Annotated in this window: 16 protein-coding genes; 7 read left to right on the top strand and 9 right to left on the bottom strand. The window is 69.0% G+C overall.

Annotated elements, in window-relative coordinates; all coding sequences use genetic code 11:
• A partial coding sequence (locus tag AB0E63_RS44500; RefSeq protein ID WP_360380388.1) for an MFS transporter occupies window positions 1-881 on the bottom strand: 881 nt, incomplete at its 3' end.
• A gap of 67 nt (window positions 882-948) precedes the next feature.
• On the opposite strand from AB0E63_RS44500, the gene AB0E63_RS44495 reads away from it, so the two are divergent.
• The 3 genes from AB0E63_RS44495 to AB0E63_RS44485 are packed head-to-tail and all read left to right on the top strand — an operon-like array spanning window position 949 to window position 3641.
• Window positions 949-1926: a DUF5937 family protein gene (locus AB0E63_RS44495; protein ID WP_360380385.1), complete on the top strand. Its 978-nt coding sequence runs from the start codon at window positions 949-951 to the stop codon at window positions 1924-1926.
• A gap of 26 nt (window positions 1927-1952) precedes the next feature.
• Complete coding sequence (locus AB0E63_RS44490; protein WP_360380382.1) at window positions 1953-2624, top strand: hypothetical protein; 672 nt, start codon at window positions 1953-1955, stop codon at window positions 2622-2624.
• A 45-nt stretch (window positions 2625-2669) separates the two neighbouring features.
• Window positions 2670-3641, top strand: a complete 972-nt coding sequence (locus tag AB0E63_RS44485; RefSeq protein WP_360380380.1) for an EamA family transporter — start codon at window positions 2670-2672, stop codon at window positions 3639-3641.
• On the opposite strand, the gene AB0E63_RS44480 is transcribed toward AB0E63_RS44485, so the two are convergent.
• The 7 genes from AB0E63_RS44480 to AB0E63_RS44450 all read right to left on the bottom strand — a co-directional run bounded on the left by AB0E63_RS44480 (window position 3634) and on the right by AB0E63_RS44450 (window position 11918).
• Window positions 3634-4785, bottom strand: coding sequence for an alanine--tRNA ligase-related protein (locus tag AB0E63_RS44480; protein ID WP_360380378.1), 1152 nt, complete (start codon window positions 4783-4785; stop codon window positions 3634-3636). The genes AB0E63_RS44485 and AB0E63_RS44480 overlap by 8 nt on opposite strands.
• 243 nt (window positions 4786-5028) lie before the next feature.
• Window positions 5029-6147: a glycosyltransferase family 4 protein gene (locus AB0E63_RS44475; RefSeq protein ID WP_360380376.1), complete on the bottom strand. Its 1119-nt coding sequence runs from the start codon at window positions 6145-6147 to the stop codon at window positions 5029-5031.
• Window positions 6144-7388 carry a M48 family metalloprotease gene (locus AB0E63_RS44470; protein ID WP_360380374.1) on the bottom strand — a complete coding sequence of 415 codons (1245 nt, stop codon included), beginning with the start codon at window positions 7386-7388 and terminating at the stop codon, window positions 6144-6146. Before AB0E63_RS44470 ends, AB0E63_RS44475 begins: the two co-directional genes overlap by 4 nt.
• Window positions 7381-8886: a hypothetical protein gene (locus AB0E63_RS44465; RefSeq protein WP_360380371.1), complete on the bottom strand. Its 1506-nt coding sequence runs from the start codon at window positions 8884-8886 to the stop codon at window positions 7381-7383. Before AB0E63_RS44465 ends, AB0E63_RS44470 begins: the two co-directional genes overlap by 8 nt.
• Before the next feature lie 100 nt (window positions 8887-8986).
• Window positions 8987-10036, bottom strand: a complete 1050-nt coding sequence (locus AB0E63_RS44460) for a C40 family peptidase (RefSeq protein ID WP_360380368.1) — start codon at window positions 10034-10036, stop codon at window positions 8987-8989.
• A gap of 216 nt (window positions 10037-10252) precedes the next feature.
• Window positions 10253-10501 carry a hypothetical protein gene (locus AB0E63_RS44455; RefSeq protein WP_360380366.1) on the bottom strand — a complete coding sequence of 83 codons (249 nt, stop codon included), beginning with the start codon at window positions 10499-10501 and terminating at the stop codon, window positions 10253-10255.
• Between the two features lie 109 nt (window positions 10502-10610).
• On the bottom strand, window positions 10611-11918 hold the full coding sequence (locus tag AB0E63_RS44450; RefSeq protein ID WP_360380363.1) for an NYN domain-containing protein: 1308 nt from the start codon (window positions 11916-11918) through the stop codon (window positions 10611-10613).
• A 186-nt stretch (window positions 11919-12104) separates the two neighbouring features.
• On the opposite strand from AB0E63_RS44450, the gene AB0E63_RS44445 reads away from it, so the two are divergent.
• The gene (locus AB0E63_RS44445) at window positions 12105-13895 is read left to right on the top strand and encodes a DEDD exonuclease domain-containing protein (protein ID WP_360380360.1); all 1791 of its coding nucleotides are present in this window, start codon (window positions 12105-12107) and stop codon (window positions 13893-13895) included.
• On the opposite strand, the gene AB0E63_RS44440 is transcribed toward AB0E63_RS44445, so the two are convergent.
• Window positions 13892-14305 carry a hypothetical protein gene (locus tag AB0E63_RS44440; protein WP_360380358.1) on the bottom strand — a complete coding sequence of 138 codons (414 nt, stop codon included), beginning with the start codon at window positions 14303-14305 and terminating at the stop codon, window positions 13892-13894. The two genes, AB0E63_RS44445 and AB0E63_RS44440, sit on opposite strands and share 4 nt — an antisense overlap.
• Before the next feature lie 125 nt (window positions 14306-14430).
• On the opposite strand from AB0E63_RS44440, the gene AB0E63_RS44435 reads away from it, so the two are divergent.
• From AB0E63_RS44435 to AB0E63_RS44425, 3 genes are all read left to right on the top strand, one after another.
• Entirely contained in the window at window positions 14431-15237 is an 807-nt protein-coding gene (locus AB0E63_RS44435) for a helix-turn-helix transcriptional regulator (protein ID WP_360380356.1), read from the top strand.
• A gap of 19 nt (window positions 15238-15256) precedes the next feature.
• Window positions 15257-15544: an Lrp/AsnC ligand binding domain-containing protein gene (locus AB0E63_RS44430; RefSeq protein WP_360380353.1), complete on the top strand. Its 288-nt coding sequence runs from the start codon at window positions 15257-15259 to the stop codon at window positions 15542-15544.
• 51 nt (window positions 15545-15595) lie between these two features.
• Window positions 15596-16946: DUF2510 domain-containing protein (locus AB0E63_RS44425; RefSeq protein WP_360380351.1), on the top strand; the 1351-nt coding region annotated here is incomplete at its 3' end.

Genomic DNA, 16946 nt, shown 5'->3' with positions numbered 1-16946 from the left:
GCGAGCGCCGTGAGCTGACTGGTCTGCTGGAGTGTGACGTCGAGCGGAGGGCGCGGTGATGTGCTCATGAGCGGGTCGACGAGCTCGCCGAGTACCGAGCCGGTGGCGTAACCGGTGAAGAGCGCGCCGGCGGCCGCCGCGACCGTACCGGCTTGCGCGGTGTAAGCCACAGCCAGCCCGTCAGGAACCGAGGAGAACGCCGGCGCCACCCAGGTCAGCAGGATCAGATTGCGAAGACCCCTGTTCGCGAGCAGGTAGCGCAGCCCGGTCCAGGAGTCGCTGATCGCGTTACGCTGCCGCTGGCCAGGCGGTGTGTAGGGCGTTCCCACACCGATCAGCACCGCGGACGCCACGAAGGTCACCACATCGAGCGCCAGCAACCAGGTCGGCCCGATCGCCGCGACCGCCACCGAACCCAGCGCGAACCCGGTCAGCACCGTCACCTGACTAATTGCCCGAAGCAACGACCTCCCGATCGGAAAGAGGTCGGCCGGCAGCAACTGCGCGAGGCTGGCGGCCCGAGCGCCCGCGAAGATCGGCGCGATGATGCCCGTCAGCAGCAACAACCCGAGCAATCCACCGACCGGCATCCCCGGGATCAGCATCAGCCCGATGCACAACCCACTGAGCAGATCACACACCACCAGCACCCGCCGGGCCGGAAACCGGTCGGCGACGGAGGACAGCAGAATCCCACCCAGCGCGTACGGCAGGAACGAGCACGCCAACACCAACGCCGAAAGCAACGGCGAGCCGGTTCGTTCGAACACCAGGATCGACAGCGCGACCTGAGCCGCCACCGTCCCGAGCATGGAGACGGTGTGGGCGGCGAACACGTTGCGCATGCCGGCGATGCTCAGGACGGCTCGGTAGGACCTCACGAGCAGATGGTGTCCACTGATCGGAGCCGCGGCGTAGAGTTTTGGTTGTGGCCGAAAGTTATGAGTTGTGACGGTACTGCGGTTCACGCAGGGCGACGCTTTGCGGTGCCGGTTCGGAGCCTCGCCGCTGTGGGAGACGATGTCGGCCGTGCGAGTGCTGAACGGCGCCCGGCACCGGCCGCTGTACGCGGACTGGGTGGAAGCCAAGCGCCAGACGGCCGCGACGCTGGATCTGCGCGGAGTGAAGGCATTGCAGCCCCGGGTCGGGTTCACGCCGGACTTCCTCACCCCACCCCCGAAGGCATCCCGGGCGAAGTTCGCGACCGAGATCGCCCGGGTACGGAGTACGCCGCTCGACCGGGTCCGGACCGAGCTGATCCGGTCCCGCGACGACCTGAACAATCCGGCCGCGCCGGAGATCAACCGGATGCTGCAGGACCTGGCCGGCACCCGGGAACGGCTCGCGGACGAGATCGAGAACGCCTGGACCACCTTGATCCAGCCGGACTGGCCGCTCATCAGCCGCGTACTCGAGGACGACATCGCGTACCGCGGACAGCAGCTCACCGACGGTGGCCTGGCCGCACTCTTCGACGATCTGCACCCGACGCTCGCCTGGGAGGACGACCGCCTGATCGCCACCCGGTACCGCTCGGAGGACCGCGATCTGACCGGCCAGGGCCTCCTCCTGATCCCCGGTGTGTTCGCGTGGCCCTACCTCGTCATAGTCGTCGACCCGACCTACCACCCCACCCTGGTGTATCCAGCCCGCGGCGCCGCCCGCCTCTGGTCCGACGCCCCCGCTCCCCCGGATCCACTGGCCCGCCTCCTCGGCCGTACGCGCGCAACCCTGCTCGTCGCCCTCGATCCGCCGGCAACCACCAGTGCACTCTCCGCTCAGTACGGGCTGGCCCTGGCCACAGTCGCCGAACACCTCTCGGCCCTGTCGGATGCGGGTCTCGCGACACGTCGTCGTACGGGACATCAGGTGCACTACCGCCGTACCGAGGTCGGACAGGCCGTCGTCGACGCCTCCGTCGGTTAGCCGCGATCGGGGGTCAGAATGCTGGGGTGAACACGGTTCCGAAAGCTGCGGCTCCCAGCATGCGGCACATCCGGCGGTGGCCCGCGTCGCTGGCGGTGATCGCGGTCCTCGTCCTGCAGCTGCTCGTGCCGACGCAGATCAGCGCCTTGCCACGCTGGATCATGCCCGCGCTCGGCGCTCTGCTCCTGCTGCCGCTGGTGTGGATGAACCCGTTCCACCTGAGCCGGGACGAGCCCTGGCTGCGCTGGGTCGAGCTCATCCTGCTGGCCGTCCTCATTCTCGCCAACGCGCTCTATCTGGCCGGGCTCATCTACTACCTGAACTCAGGTGACGCCAACAACGGCAGGGTGCTGGTGAAGGGCGCAGTCCTGATCTGGGTGACCAACGTGGTCGCGTTCGCGGTCTGGTACTGGGAGGTCGACCGCGGCGGACCGTTCGCCCGGGCGCCGGAGCACGAGCGCGAGGTCGAGCGGGCGGACCTGTTGTTCCCGCAGATGACGGTCGACCTTCCGGGATGGGAACGCTGGCTGCCGGGGTTCACCGACTACCTGTTCGTCTCGTTCACCGCCGCGACCGCGTTCAGTCCGACCGACACGTTGCCGCTGACCGCCCGGGTGAAGACGCTGATGGGGATCCAGTCGACGATCTCGTTACTCACCGTGGCGGTGATCGCGGCCCGTGCGGTGAACATCCTCTGAGATCTCTCTCGACAGCCATGTAATGGGCATGAGACTGTTATGCCCATGTACAGCACGAAGTCGGTGGGGTTGGGGTTCGCGGTCTTCTCCGCGATCACCTTCGGTGGGTCCGGGCCGTTCGCCAAGGCCCTGATCGGGGCTGGTTTCACCCCCGAACAGGCGGCCTGGTTACGCATCCTCGGCGCCGCTGCTCTGCTCATCCCACTCGCGCTGGTCTTCCGCGGCTCGGCCGGGCTGCGCGCGGCCCGGGCGTCCTGGAAGGCCCTCGTGCTGTACGGCCTGACCGGCATCGCCGGCTGTCAGACCCTGTTCTTCATCGCGGCCAGCCGGCTCCCGGTGGGCGTCGCGCTGATGCTGGAGTTCTCCGGGCCGGTGCTGGTGGTCGCGTGGCTGAAGTTCGGCCAGAAGGTCGCCGTACCGCGCTCGGCCGCGATCGGTGTCGGGATCGCCCTGATCGGCCTGGCGACGGTGGTCGAGATCTGGTCCGGTCTGCAACTCGACGCGATCGGCCTGCTCGCGGGACTCGGTGCGGCCGCGTGCCAGGCGACGTACTTCATCCTGATCGACAAGCTCACGGGTGCGGCGGATCCGCTGGTGATGACGGCGGCCGGCAGTGTGGTCGGTGCGGTGCTGCTGACGCTCATCTCCGCGCCGTGGGGCATCCCGTGGCACACGCTCGTCGACACCATCGCGATCGGCCACCGGCACGCCCCCGGCTGGGTGCTGGCCGGCTGGCTGATCGTGGTCAGCACGGTCGTCGCCTACCTGGCCGGCGCCGCCGCGGTCCAGCGGCTGTCCGCCGCCATCGGCGGAGCGGTCGCGTACGTCGAGGTCGTGGCGGCGAGCATCTTCGCCCTGATCCTGCTCGGCGAGACCTTGCGCACCAACCAGATCATCGGCGGTGCGATCGTCCTGGTCGGCGCCTTCGTGGCCCAGTCGTCGGTCGGGAAGGTCGCACCCCCGGAGATCCCGGATACCGACTCTCCCCGCACCGACGTCCTGGACCCGGTCATCTGAGCGAGTCCACCAGTTCCCGCGGGAGGCCGTGGGTCTCGTGCAGGTATTCGTAGTCGGTGTCGTCCAGGGACTTGTGGAACCGCTCGTGGCTGAGGACCTTCCGGCCACGGTCGAGCAGGTTGCTGAACCGGATCTCCTCGTCGATCAGGATCCGCCGGACCAGCGTGACCGTCTCGCCCTGGTGGAAGTGGTTCAGCGTGTGCTCGAACAACTCCAGCGGCAGGTCGGACAGCGTGCGGGACTCGTCGTCGCGCCACAGCAGAGTCAGCACCCGGCGGATCAGCCGGCGCAACACGTAGCCACGGCCGGTGTTCGACGGGTGCACGCCGTCGCCGACGATGACGATGCTCGACCGCAGGTGGTCGATGACGATCCGCTGGGACTGCTCGTCGAGCCGCCACAGCTTGGGGATGATCCGCATCCACGGCTCGAACAGCGAGGTCTCGTACACCGACTCCTTACCCTCCAGCAGCATCGTCAGCCGCTCGAGCCCGAGCCCGGTGTCGATGTTCTGCTGCCGCAGCGGTTCGAGCGACTCGTCGTCGCACCGGCGGTAGCGCATCATCACGTGGTTCCACACCTCGACCCAGCGCTTGTCGGTGCTCGGCGTACCCTCCGGATCACCCTCGCCGGTCCAGACGAAGATCTCCGAGTCCGGGCCGCACGGACCGGTCGGGCCGTTCGACCACCAGTTGTCCTCGGTGGTTCGCTCGATCGGCACACCCAGCTCCTGCCAGGTCCGCAGTGACTCCTCGTCCAGCGGCACCTGATCGTCGCCGCCGAACACGGTCACGTACAGCCGGCCGGGGTCGATGCCGAAGCCGCCGGTGAGGAGCTCGTAGCCCCAGCGCAGCGTCTGGCTGCTCCCGTAGTCCCCGAGGGACCACGAGCCCAGCATTTCGAACACGGTCAGGTGGGTCCGGTCCCCCACCTCGTCGAGATCCGTCGTTCGCAGACATCGCTGGATGCCCACGAGGCGACCTCCCAGCGGATGGGGTTCGCCTTCCAGGTACGGCGTGAGCGGATGCATCCCCGAAGTCGTGAAGAGCACCGGATCACCGAGCCGCGGGATGAGCGTGGACCCCGTTGTCGGGACGTGACCGCGGTCGAGGAAGAAGTCGATGAAAGTCCTGCTGATGGTCATTGTTCTGGTCCTTGTCTTGTCACATGACCGGAACCAGACCACCGGGCCTCAGAAACAACAACACCGGCGAACCGTTTCCGGTCGCCGGTGGAGGTAGAAGATGTCAGGCAGCGGCAGCCGGCGAGCAGAAAGCTCGTACGGCTGCGGCAAGTCGAAACACCCGATGCATGTCCGCCAGGGTACACGACCCTTGGTGCCGGCTGTCCAGCATGTTCCTCACCCGGGCGCCGGCCGGCCCAGGTGCTAGATGTCGAGGAGGTCGCGGAGGGTTGCGCCGGTGTGGGGCCAGGTCCAGTTGTGGCGGATCCAGGCTTGGCCGGCTTTGCCCATTGCGGTGGCTCGGGCGGGGTTGGTGAGGAGTTCGGCGATGCGGACGCCGACGGGGGCGGGGTTGTACGGGTCGACGAGGTAGCCCGTTTCGCCGTGGCGGACGGTGTCGGGGGCGCCACCCGAGTCGCCGACGACGACCGGCTTTCCGGTGGCGGAGGCTTCCAGTGTGACGATGCCGAGTGCTTCCGGTTCGAGGCCGAAGCGCCGGGTTCGGCACGGCATCGCGAACACGTCCGCGGCATCGACGTACGGCGGGATGTCCGCCCACGGGATCGGGCCGGTGAACACGACAGACCGGGAGACGCCGAGCGAAGCAGCCAACTCCTCGAGCCGCTCCCGATCAGGCCCACCGCCGACCAGCAGCAGGATCGCGGACGGTACGGCGGCCAGCACCCGAGGCCACGCGCGGATCAAGGTGTCCTGCCCCTTGCGCGGGATCAGCCGCGACACACACGCCACGACCGGAACACCGTCGAGCCCGAGCCCTTTGCGCACCTGCTCTCCCCCGCAATCGGGGAAGAACCGATCCGTGTCGACCCCAGGAGTCAGTCGCCGCATCCGCCGTACCGCGGCCGGTGAGAGCGCCGGCGCGATCCGCTCCTCGCACCACGTCGACACCGTGGTCATCGTGTCCGCGGCGTCGCCGATCCGCCGCAGCGCCTGCCGAGCACCCGGTACGCCGGCCCACCACGTCTCGTGCCCGTGCGTCATCGCGACGATCCGTTTCGCGCCGGCCCGTCGGAGCGCCGGCCCCATCAGCCCGAGCGGCGCCGCCGCGCCGAACAGCACCCGATCGGCGTTGTACTCGCGCAGCAGCCGGACGGCGGTCTTCGTGATCCGGGCCGTCGGCAACAACATCGAGGTCCGGTCCCGGATCACCGGGAACGGCAGACCATCGTCGTACGCCGTGTCGCCCGGCTCGCGCGAGGTGTACACAACGAGCTCGTGAAGCTCGTCACACAAGGACCGCACGAACGTCTCGATCCCACCTTGGCGCGGCGGGAAGTCGTTGGTCACAACGAGAACGGTCATCGGGACACCAGCGGCGGGACGGGCGTGCCGTACTCGGTCGCCCAGGCCCGGCCCATCGCGATCCGCTCCGGCGCGGTCGGGTGCGTGGCGAACATCCAGTACCGCCAGCGCGCCGGGTCCAGCCCGGAGATATTCGTCACGGCCAGGTCGTGCTGCATCGCGACGAAGTCCTTCGGGTCGTTCGTCAGCCGCAGCGAGTGGTAGTCGGCCCGGGCCTCGATCCGCCGGCTGACAAGATTCTGCACCGGCGCGGACAGCGTCGTACCGGCGACGACCAACGCCAGCAGCAGCGCGGTCCGGCGCGGGTCGGCCATCCTTGCCCCGAGCAACAACCGCAGCAACACCACCGCGAACGCCGCGCCCAGGACGCCGACCAGCGTGCCGTGCAGTACGTCGTCCTCCGCGGCGTGACCGAGTTCGTGCGCGACCACGAGCCGGACCTGCGCCGGCGGCATGTCCTTCAGAAGCGTGTCGTACACAACCAGCCGACGGGTCGACCCGAACCCGGAAACGTAAGCATTCAAGGCCGTCGTGCGCCTCGACGCGTCCGCGACCAGCACGTCCTTGACCGGTACGCCGTCCTCCGCCGCGAGCCGCATGAAGTCGTCGCGCAGCGCGCCGGCCGGCATCGAGGTGAACTGATTGAACCGCGGCTCGACGAGCACCGGGTACGCGAACGACACCCCGAGCACCAGCACCGCGGCAGCGATTGCTGCTGGCAACCACCATCCTTGACGCCAGCGTTTGGCGAGGCCAATCAGGACGAGCGCGAGGACGGCGAGGGCGAGCGACATCAGCAACCAGTTCACGACGCGGTCGCGGGTCCACAATCCCCAGTCCTGCACGGACAGCCCGTACTTGCGGGTGACCCGTTCGCTCATCACATCGGTCGGGACCGTGATCAGGCTGGTGAGCAGTCCGAGTGCGGCGACGAGCAGCGGCACGGCGACGTACCAGCGGCGGATCCGGAGAGCGTCGAACAGACGGCGGCCGAGCGGGCTGAAACCGATCGCGAGCGGGACCAGGACCGACAGCACCCAGGAGGTCGTTGACCACGGCAACAACTCGTGGCGGAACGCGTTCTGGCGGGCGATCTCCGCGGGGGTGAAGTCCAGAGTCGCGTCCGGTGTGGGCAGGTCGATCAGGTGCCAGGGGGTGGTGACGACGATCGTCAGGACCAGCGCCACCGCGAGTACGGCGGCAGCCGCGCGTGGTGCCCAGCGCGCGGCCGGATCAGGCACCGGCGAGCCTCTTCAGGTACTGCTGCCACTCGGCGACGAACTCGGCCTCGGTCATCCCCAGCACCGACTTGAACGCGTCGGCCAGACCGGTGCCGCTCTTCGACGCGTGCACGGCTCGATAGAACTTGACCAGCTTGCTCTGCCCCTCCCGCTCGGCGATCAGCCGGCAGGCGAGCCAAGCCGACTCGTAGGCCTGCGGCAGCTCGGTCGCGGAGGCGGCGAACGCATCCGGACCGGGCAGCGTGGCCGGCACCTTACCGGCCCGGACCGCCTTGAACAGCTCCTTCGCCGCCGACTCGTCCTGCACGGGCACGGCGGTGAACGCGACGTAGTCCGCGAATCCCTCAGCCAGCCACAACGGCACCGGCGACGCTGTCGCGGTCGAGGCGACATGGGTGGTCTCGTGCGTGAGCACGATCTTGCGGCCCTGTTTGCCGAGCTCTACGAACAGCTTCGGGTTCGCCACGATCCGCACCGGAGCGCCCGCCAGTGGAGTGTCCAGCTCAGCCATCGTGACGGCGGCGATCTGGGTGTACGTATTCGGCTCGGCACCGAGGATGTACTCCATCTGCGCCTGTTTGGCCGGCAGGTACACGATCACCTTCTGCCGCCAGCTCTTGCCCCACACCTTCGTGACCGACTCGACCGCGCGATCCGCGACCGAGACATAGCTCTTCGCGTCCGACTCCGAGTCCAGGCTGATCACCAGGCTGTGCTCGCCCTTGGCCACGTCGATCGGGCCGAGCGCCCAGATCGGCCGCCGCTGACCGGCCACGAACCGCTCCGAGAACGAGGCGGCGTACGTCGTGCCGTCCCGGGTGACGAACGTGACCGGGAGGGTCTCGCGGGCCGGCTTGGCGTCGAACCCGGCAAGCTGCCAGGAAACCTCGACCTGGGCCAGCCAGGCCTGGCTGCCACCGAGCTCGGCCTGGCGGGCCGGGGTGAGCGCGCCGGTGTCGTCGCTCACGTAGCGCAACTGGAAGGTGCCGATCGGGAGGGTGCTCAGGTTCGCGAAGATCGTTCGCGCGCTGGCCCGGAACTCGGCGGCCTTCGGGTCGATCGTGTTCAGGAACTCGGTGCGCTTGTTGTTCTCGACCGCGTCGGCCATCTTCTGCAGGACGGCCTCTCCGGCGACGGCACGCCGTACCCCTTCGGCGGCTTCGTCGGGGGTCGCGGAGCTCTGCGGCGAATGCGTGCCGGGCGCGTTCGGGTCGGCCGGCGCGTTGGCGATCTGCTGGAGTCCGGCGTACCCGGCTCCGGCGACCAGGCAGACGGCCAGGCCGAGGGCGACCTTCTTGGCGATCGGCGCGAACGACGGCGACAACCCACGGCTACTCAGCTTGGTCCGCTCGGCCTTGGCCGGCTCGGCCGACGGGCGGTGATCAGCCGGCTGCGGCCGGTCACCGTTCGGCGGGACCGCTGGGAGAGGCACCGTGTCGCCCTGTTCGTCGATCACCTCGGCCTCTCGCTGCTCACCTGCCCCAGTCAGGCGGGACACACTACGTGCCACCTCCGACAGTACGGCACCTGGATGATCGTGAAACGACTCGGCTCCGGGGATGGATCCCCGGAGCCGATGAGTATGTCAAGGACGCAGGTCAGCCCGGGCGGACCGCGGTGTTGTACGGCATCAGGTCGATCGGGTCGGTCTTCACCGGCTTGCCGGGGCGGCTGGCGTGCACGATCCGGCCGTTGCCGATGTACATCGCGACGTGGCTGATCGGCGAGTAGTAGAAGACCAGGTCACCCGGCATCAACTGGCTCTTGCTTACCCGGCGGCCCTCACTGGCCTGCGCCTTCGAGGAGTGCGACAGCGAGACACCGGCCTTGCCCCAGGCGTACATCATCAGGCCGGAGCAGTCGAACGAGTCGGGGCCGTCGGCGCCCCAGACGTAGGAGTCTCCGAGCTGTGCCAGCGCGGTCTGGACCGCGGTCCCGGCGCGGCCGCTGACCGGCACCGGCAGGTTGTCCATCCGGTCGCTGTCGCGGGTCGGGCGCTCCTTGCGGGCTTCCGCGGCCTCGTCGGCGTTCTCCTGCTCGATCCGCTTGCGCTCGGTGTCGCTCAGCTTGTCGAGCACCTTCTGGGCGGCGTCGAGGTTCGTCTGGATCTGCTTGGTCAGCGCGTTCTGCTGGGCCTGCACGGCCTGCAGCGCGGCCAGCTCGGTCTGCTCACTGGCCTGCAGGTCGGTCAGCTTGCCCTGAGCCTGCTGATAGCGGCGCAGCGCCGAATCCTGCTGCCCGGCGAAGGCCTGGGCGGTGGAGGCCTGGCTGAGGAACTGGTCAGGGTTCGGCGACAGCAGCAACTGCGCTGTCGTCGACATCCCGGAAGTCTGGTACCCGGCGACCGCGAGGGAACCGATCTGCCGCCGCACCGTGTCCACCTGGGTCTGCTGCTTGGCGATACCGGCCTTCAGGGCGTTCACCCGGGCGGTGGAGGCGCTGATCTGCCCGCGCAGGTCGTTGGCCGACTCACCGGCCACCTCGGCCTTGTGCTGCAGCGCTGCGACCTGCGTCTTCGCCTGGGCCAGGGTGGGCTTCGGATCAGCGTCCGCCGCTCCCTGGATGAAGATCACGCCAGCGACGACAGCGGTGCTGGTGATGGCGGCGAGGGCGATTCCCTTGGTGCGGTTGATGCGTCCGATGGACACAGCCCGGTCGGTCCCTTCCTCTGCTCGCGCCGTCCCCGTCGACCACGCCGGCTGCGGATGTCATCCACAGTCGCCGACCGGTCACTCCCTCGGCTTTTTACCGTTGCCCGGTCGGCCTGATCGACCGACACCCTGAGGCAACGAGACGTAACAGTAGTGACCGTTTCGTGACCAGTGCAATTCGCCCCTCGGGTTTGATCCAAAATTAACGAAGGATCATGCCAACCCAACGGCCGTTTCGCCTTCCCCGTCAGGGGTTTCGACAACAGTGTTCGGGTCGACACTGCTGACAGCGTGCACGAGGCGCAGCGGCGGGACCAGACCGGACTCGGCCAGCGCGTCCAGGGCGGCCTTCTCGTCGTCGTCGATCCGCAGACTGCCGGAGCGTTCGGCGGAGCTAGCACTTTCGGTGGAGAAGGCCAAAACCACCGTGACCACGCAGTCCTGGCAGCCTGGACCCTTCATCACACATGCTTCGCAGTCGATCAGCACAACGTCCTCCAAAGTGGGGAAGCACCCGGACTTGCATCCGGCTGAAAAGGACGCTAGAGAAGACCGCCGACAGTTTCTGTCGTCAGGCGCGGGCGATGCGTGAGATCAGGCTCGTGGCGGAGAGTGAACGCGCACCGAGCTTGATGATGCTTTCGGCAACCTCACGGTCGGTGGAGACGACCACGACCGGGCGGCCCGGAGGCTCGGCGCGGACAAGTTGCCTGATCACCTCGTCGGCGATCACTCCGGCGGGGCTGAAGCGCACCCGCACACCGCGTGGTGGATTCAGTTGCACCGGGCCCGAAAGCTCCGCGCCGTCGAAGACGACCGTGACCTCGATCCGGCGTTGCGCGACCAACGCACCCAACGCGGTCACCAACCGCTGACGCTGCGAGTGCAACGGCGAGTTCGGCCAGGCGGTCTTCGTCACGTTGTAGCCGTCGATAATCAGATGCACCTGCGGCAACGACAGCAACTCGTCGAACAAGGCCGGATCGTCCTCAGGCGCCGTACGTCCGATCGGTGCTGCGTCGGGCTCTGTCCCGGCCACGGTGTCGGCCGGCCGGAGCTCTCCCCCGGGCGGCAGGGCCAGCTCGCGCCGTAGCCCACTCGCTGCCTCTAGCAACGTGTCCAGCAAGAGCCGGGTCCGCGTCGATGCCAGCTCGCGTTCCTGTCCCGCCGTACGGCGTGCCGCGTGTTCGATCGCTTCGAGTTCGGTGATCCGGGACCGGAGTTTGCGCAGCTCACGGTCCACTTCGGTGCGCGCGGCCTCGACCCGTTCGTCGGCGGTTTCGGCCTGTGTCGTCTGATGCTCGAGCTCGCTCTGCAGACCACTGATCCGCTGCCGCGCCTCGTTCAGCTTGCGGCGGAGCGTGACGTTCTCGGCCTTGAGCTCGTTGACCTGTTCGCGGAGCCGTTCGCGGACCTGCCGGGTCTCGGTCCGGGCCTGATCGAGCTGGTCGGCGAGCCGGTTGATCGCCTCCTCGTCGGCGTGGGGCGTCTCGACCGGCACCTGGGCGGCCGCGGCGATGTGTTGCTCCCAGTCGTCCGGGCGCAACAGGTAGGCCAGCGCCGCGACCTCGACCGGGTCCGCGGCCGGGACCGGGACACCTTCGGCCACGGCGTCGCCGAGCTCCGGGTGCTCACGGCGTACCTGGAAGGCCGCCAGCCGGCGGAAGTGGTCGTCGGTCTCGAGGATCGGGCCGAGCACGGACGCCGAGAGCTTGGCACGCTTGGCGGGCGCGAAACTGGCGAAACGGCGCAACGGGGCCGGGATGTCGGACGCCGGAAGCTGGCCGAGGGCGTGCGCGGCGAGGGTGAGAACCCGTTGCCGGACCGGTTCGGGCAAAGTCGTAGCGGCGGAGCTCGCGGCGGTGCCTGCCTCAGTCACCGGTCCGCAGTCCGGCCCGAGCGGTGGCCTGGCAGCGAGATGCGCTGGGCCAGTGATGCAGACCACAACGTCCCGGCCTTCCGGCCGGTTTCGCGGTGATCGCCTGTGTACGCATACCGAGAGCGTAGTCGACTCCCTCGCGTGTCACCTGCGGAATTGTCGGTGGGGCCTCCTAGCGTCGTTGCCATGACCAGCCCCGTGCCCGCGCCGGCTCCGGACTCGCTGCCCATCCGCGGCGTCCAGCCGAGTTTCGACGACCTGGGTACGCCGCTGCGCGACGTCACGTTCTGCGTCGTCGACCTGGAGACCACCGGCGGCGCGCCGGGCGAGTCGGGGATCACCGAGATCGGCGCGGTCAAGGTGCGCAGCGGGGAGGTGATCGGCGAGTTCCAGACGCTGGTGAATCCGGCGGACCCGATCCCGCCGTTCATCGCCGTACTGACCGGCATCACCAACCTGATGGTTGCCTCGTCACCCCGGATCGACTCCGTGCTGCCGGCCTTCCTGGAGTTCGCCCACGGGTGCGTGATGGTGGCGCACAACGCGCCGTTCGATATGGGGTTCCTCAAGCACGAAAGCCTCGTGCACGGGTACGACTGGCCCGACTTCGCCGTCGTCGACACCGCCCTGCTGGCGCGCCGGGTGATCACGCCGGACGAGGCGCCGAACTGCAAGCTCGGCACGCTGGCCAAGCTCTTCCGGACCACCACGACGCCTAACCACCGCGCGTTGTCGGATGCCCGTGCGACCGTCGACGTGCTGCACGGACTGTTCGAGCGCGTCGGTTCGCTGGGCGTGCAGACGCTCGAGGACCTGCAGACGTACTCGTCGCGGGTCGCGCCGGCCGTGCGCGCGAAGCGGCACCTGGCCGAATCGTTGCCGCACGCACCGGGTGTGTATCTGTTCACCGACGACCGCGGCGAGGTGCTGTATGTCGGGAAGTCGAAGGACCTGCGGACCCGCGTCCGGTCGTACTTCACCGCCTCCGAGACCCGCAACCGGATCGGCGAGATGGTCGGTATCGCGACCGGCGTGCGCGGGATCGAGTGCGGGACGTCACTCGAGGCGGAGGTCCGCGAGCTGCGGCTGATCGCGGAGCACAAACCGCGGTACAACCGGCGCTCGAAGTTCCCGGAGCGGCAACACTGGCTGAAGGTCACCGTCGAACCGTTTCCGCGGTTGTCGCTCGTCAAACAGGTGCGCGACGACGACGCCGGGTATCTCGGCCCGTTCAGCTCGCGAAAGACGGCCGAGCGGGCGATGGCCGCGCTGCACGAGGCGTTCCCGATCCGGCAGTGCACCGCCCGGATGTCGCGGACCCCTCAGTTGTCGCCGTGCGTGCTGGCCGAGATGGGCCGCTGCGTCGCGCCGTGTGACGGACGGATCTCAGCGGATTCGTACGGCGAATTCGTGACGGCGCTGCGGACGGCGCTGACCGTGGATCCGACGCCGGTGGTCGACGCGCTGGACCGGCGGATCGACGTGTTGTCCGCGGACGAGCGGTTCGAGGACGCCGCCGTCCATCGGGATCGGTTGAGTGCTTTCGTGCGGAGCTCGGCGCGGATGCAACGGATGGCGTCGGTCACTGGGTGCGCCGAGATCTGCGCGGCCCGGCGGACCGACGACGGCGGTTGGGAGCTGCACGTGATTCGTCGCGGCCGGCTCGCGGCGGCCGGGATCAGCCCGCGCGGGACGGATCCGCGCAAGTACCTGGAGATGCTCCGCGCATCGGCCGAGACCGTGCTGCCGGGGATCGGCCCGGTGGCCGCAGCCTCGCCGGAGGAGATCGAGCTGGTCCTGCGCTGGCTCGACCAGCCCGATATCCGGCTGGTCGAGATGGACGGCACCTGGACCTGCCCGGTCAGCGGTGCCGGCCGCCACCTCACCCGCCTCGACAACGCCCACTCCGAGGTCCACCACCACCCCACCGAACGCCGCCGCCACATGCGCCCGCTCGGGCCGGCACGGGTTGGTTAGGACTCGATGAACTGGTAGTCGGAGACGATCCTCCCGTCGGGTGCCAGCAGGAGCAGATCGATGCCGACGGCAAGTACCTCTCCCCCGCCGGCGGGCACCATCGCCCAGCGGAGTTTCACCATGTCGTGCAAGGTCGTGGCCTCGCCGTGCGGGCGGAACTCGAACTGCCCGGGCGCCACGAACTCGTCGTACGCTCGCGTCACCCGCCGTACCAGCGCCTCGTGCCCGCGGGCCTCCAGCGTGGCCGTGACTCCGATCTCCTCGGCTCGCTCGACGATCTCCTCCGGGGGTTCGAGCAGATGTACGCCGTCCTCGGTCCACAGCTCCTGGATCGCCTTCCGCCGGGCGTCCGGATCGGGCTGGTTCCACACCGCGACGTACCGATCGGCCAATTCCTGCGCGTCGGACAAGACGTTCTCCTTCGGTCCGGGCGACCCGGTTGCCGCCCTGCTCTCAGCAGCTTGCCGAGAGCGCCGTACCCCGGACAATTCCCTGCTGGGTATGGACTGTCGGTGCCATGCGCTAGACCTGAGACATGCTGACCTCTCGATCTGATCTGTCCGCGGGGCTGCGGCTGTGGCGGACCCGGCGGCGGGTGAGCCAGCTGGAGCTCGCCATCCGGGCGGGCACGACCCAGCGGCACGTGAGCTTCATCGAGAGCGGCCGCTCGCTCCCCGGGCGCGAGATGGTCATCCGCCTCGCCGAGTCACTCCAGGTCCCGCTCCGCGATCGCAATGAGCTGCTGCTGGCGGGCGGGTATGCGCCTGCGTACGACGAGACGCCGTACGACGGGCCGGGTCTAGGCGCGATCCGGACGGCTCTGACCGCGATCCTCGACGGGCATCGCCCGTACCCGGCTGTCGTCGTCGATCGGCGCGGCGATCTGGTGCTCGCGAACGGCAGCTTCCACGCGCTGACGACCGGCGTGTCGGAGCGCCTGCTTACCTCACCTGTGAACATCCCTCGACTGCTGCTCGACCCTGCCGGGCTGGCTCCCCGGATCGTCAATCTCGATCAGTGGGCTTGGCATGTGATCGACGCGCTCACCCGCGAAGCCGCGCTGAATCCGGACGCCGCGGCGGACGCGTTGATCGAGGAGCTGACCGCGGTGGTGCCGCCACGACCGCCGAGCGGGCCGGAGCACCTGGGCTTCGCCGTACCGCTGCGGCTCCGGTCGGAGCAGGGTGAGCTGCGGCTGATCACCACCCTGACCCGGTTCGGTACGGCGATCGACGTCACGGTCTCGGAGTTGCGGATGGAGGCGTTCCTGCCCGCGGACGAACCGACGGCGACGGCGCTGCGGGAGCTCGACCACACTATGCTTCAGCGGGTTGGGGTGTGACTTCTTAGGAGAGGACGGCATGGTCACCGCGATCGTGTTCATCAAGGCCGACGTCGCGCGGATCCCGGAGGTCGCCGAGCAGGTGGCCGCCATCGAGGGCGTCAGTGAGGTGTACTCCGTCACCGGCGGGCTCGACCTGATCGCGATGGTCCGGGTCGCGCGCCACGACGACCTGGCCACTGTCATCCCCGACCACGTGAACCGGGTGCCCGGCGTACTCAGCACCGAGACGCACATCGCGTTCCGCGCGTACTCGTCGCACGACCTGGAAGCCGCCTTCAGCCTCGGTCAGGAGGACGGTGTCTGAGGGCTGGGCGAGCACGGCCGCGCTGACACGAGCTGAAGTTACGGTAATCGCATGAGCAACCCTCCCGAAGGCTGGTACCCGGACCCCACCGGCCAGCCGAACACCATCCGCTGGTGGAACGGGAAGCAATGGACCAACCGCACCCAGCCCGCAGACGCCCAACCCGAGGACCAGGCCGCCGGCTCCGAGCCCGCCAACTCGCAGCCCGCCAACTCGCAGCCCGCCAACTCGCAGGCCGCCAGCTCGCGGGCCGCCGCCTCGCAGGCCGCCGCCCGGTCGGAGCGCGACGCGGACACCCGCCCGCTCGCCGAAACCTGGTCAGCCACAGAGGCCCAGCCGGCCACGCAGGCCCAGCCGTTCGGTGAGGCCCGGCCGGTCACGGAGCCGACCACGCAGCCCGAGAAGCCGCGGCCCATCGCAGCGACCGGGTCAGGCGCACCGAGCCAGCCAGTCGACGCGTCTGGTGAGTCGGAGGAGCAATCGGGCTGGTGGCAGCAGTCGGCAACCCCACAGCTGTGGGCCGACGCCGAGCCCCAGCAGTCCGGCGAGCCGACCCAGGCTGCCGACGCCCCGCGCCTGTCCGCGGTCGCGCCGGCCAACGACACCGACGAACCGACTGACGCGGATGAGCGGAGTGCGTTCGAGCGAGCCCGCGCGACGTGGGACGCCCCGGTGATCGCACAAGCCCCGCCAGAGCACTGGTCGCAACGCGAGGTCTCGGACGAGGAACTCGACGTACCCCTCGACGAGCCCCTCGCCGAACCCGCCAACACACCTGAGCCTGCCCCAAGCAACGGCTGGACCCTGAAACTCGCACCAGCCCCCGTCGACACCGAAGACGGATCAGGTGAGGCAGCAACCTCTCGTACCAAGACCACCACCGGAGGCACGCCGACAACAGGTCCCGCCCCAGCTGGCGGTGCTGGCCAGGAGGCACAGAGCTGGTCGGACGTGAGTTGGACCGACGCGCCAACCATGGCGCCGACGCCACGACCAGACCCGCAGCCCGCTGAAGCGTCGACGGAAGCACAGCAACGCTGGACCACCCAGCAGGCCAACGAACCAACCCAGATCCAGCCCGCCTGGGCCATCCAGCCCGAAGACAACCAGGACCTGCAAACCCCCCAACCAACCAACCACGCCCAGCCCTGGACCGCCGCCGACCCAAGCGACGACCCCACCCAGGTGCAACCCGCGTGGGGCGCGCAGTCCGCGCAGGAGCAGACCCAGCCAGCGTGGGGTGCACAGTCCGCGCAGGACCAGGCACAGGCTCAGGCAGCATGGGGCGAGTCCGAGCAGCAGGCCCAGCCAGCGTGGGGTGCACAGTCCGCGCAGGACCAGGCACAGGCTCAGGCAGCATGGGGCGAGTCCGAGCAGCAGGCCCAGCCAGCGTGGGGTGCAC

Origin of the sequence: Kribbella sp. NPDC026596 (assembly GCF_040638415.1) — a bacterium.
In the GTDB taxonomy this organism is placed as follows: Bacteria; Actinomycetota; Actinomycetes; order Propionibacteriales; family Kribbellaceae; genus Kribbella.
This window is presented reverse-complemented; position numbering and strand designations above follow the sequence as displayed.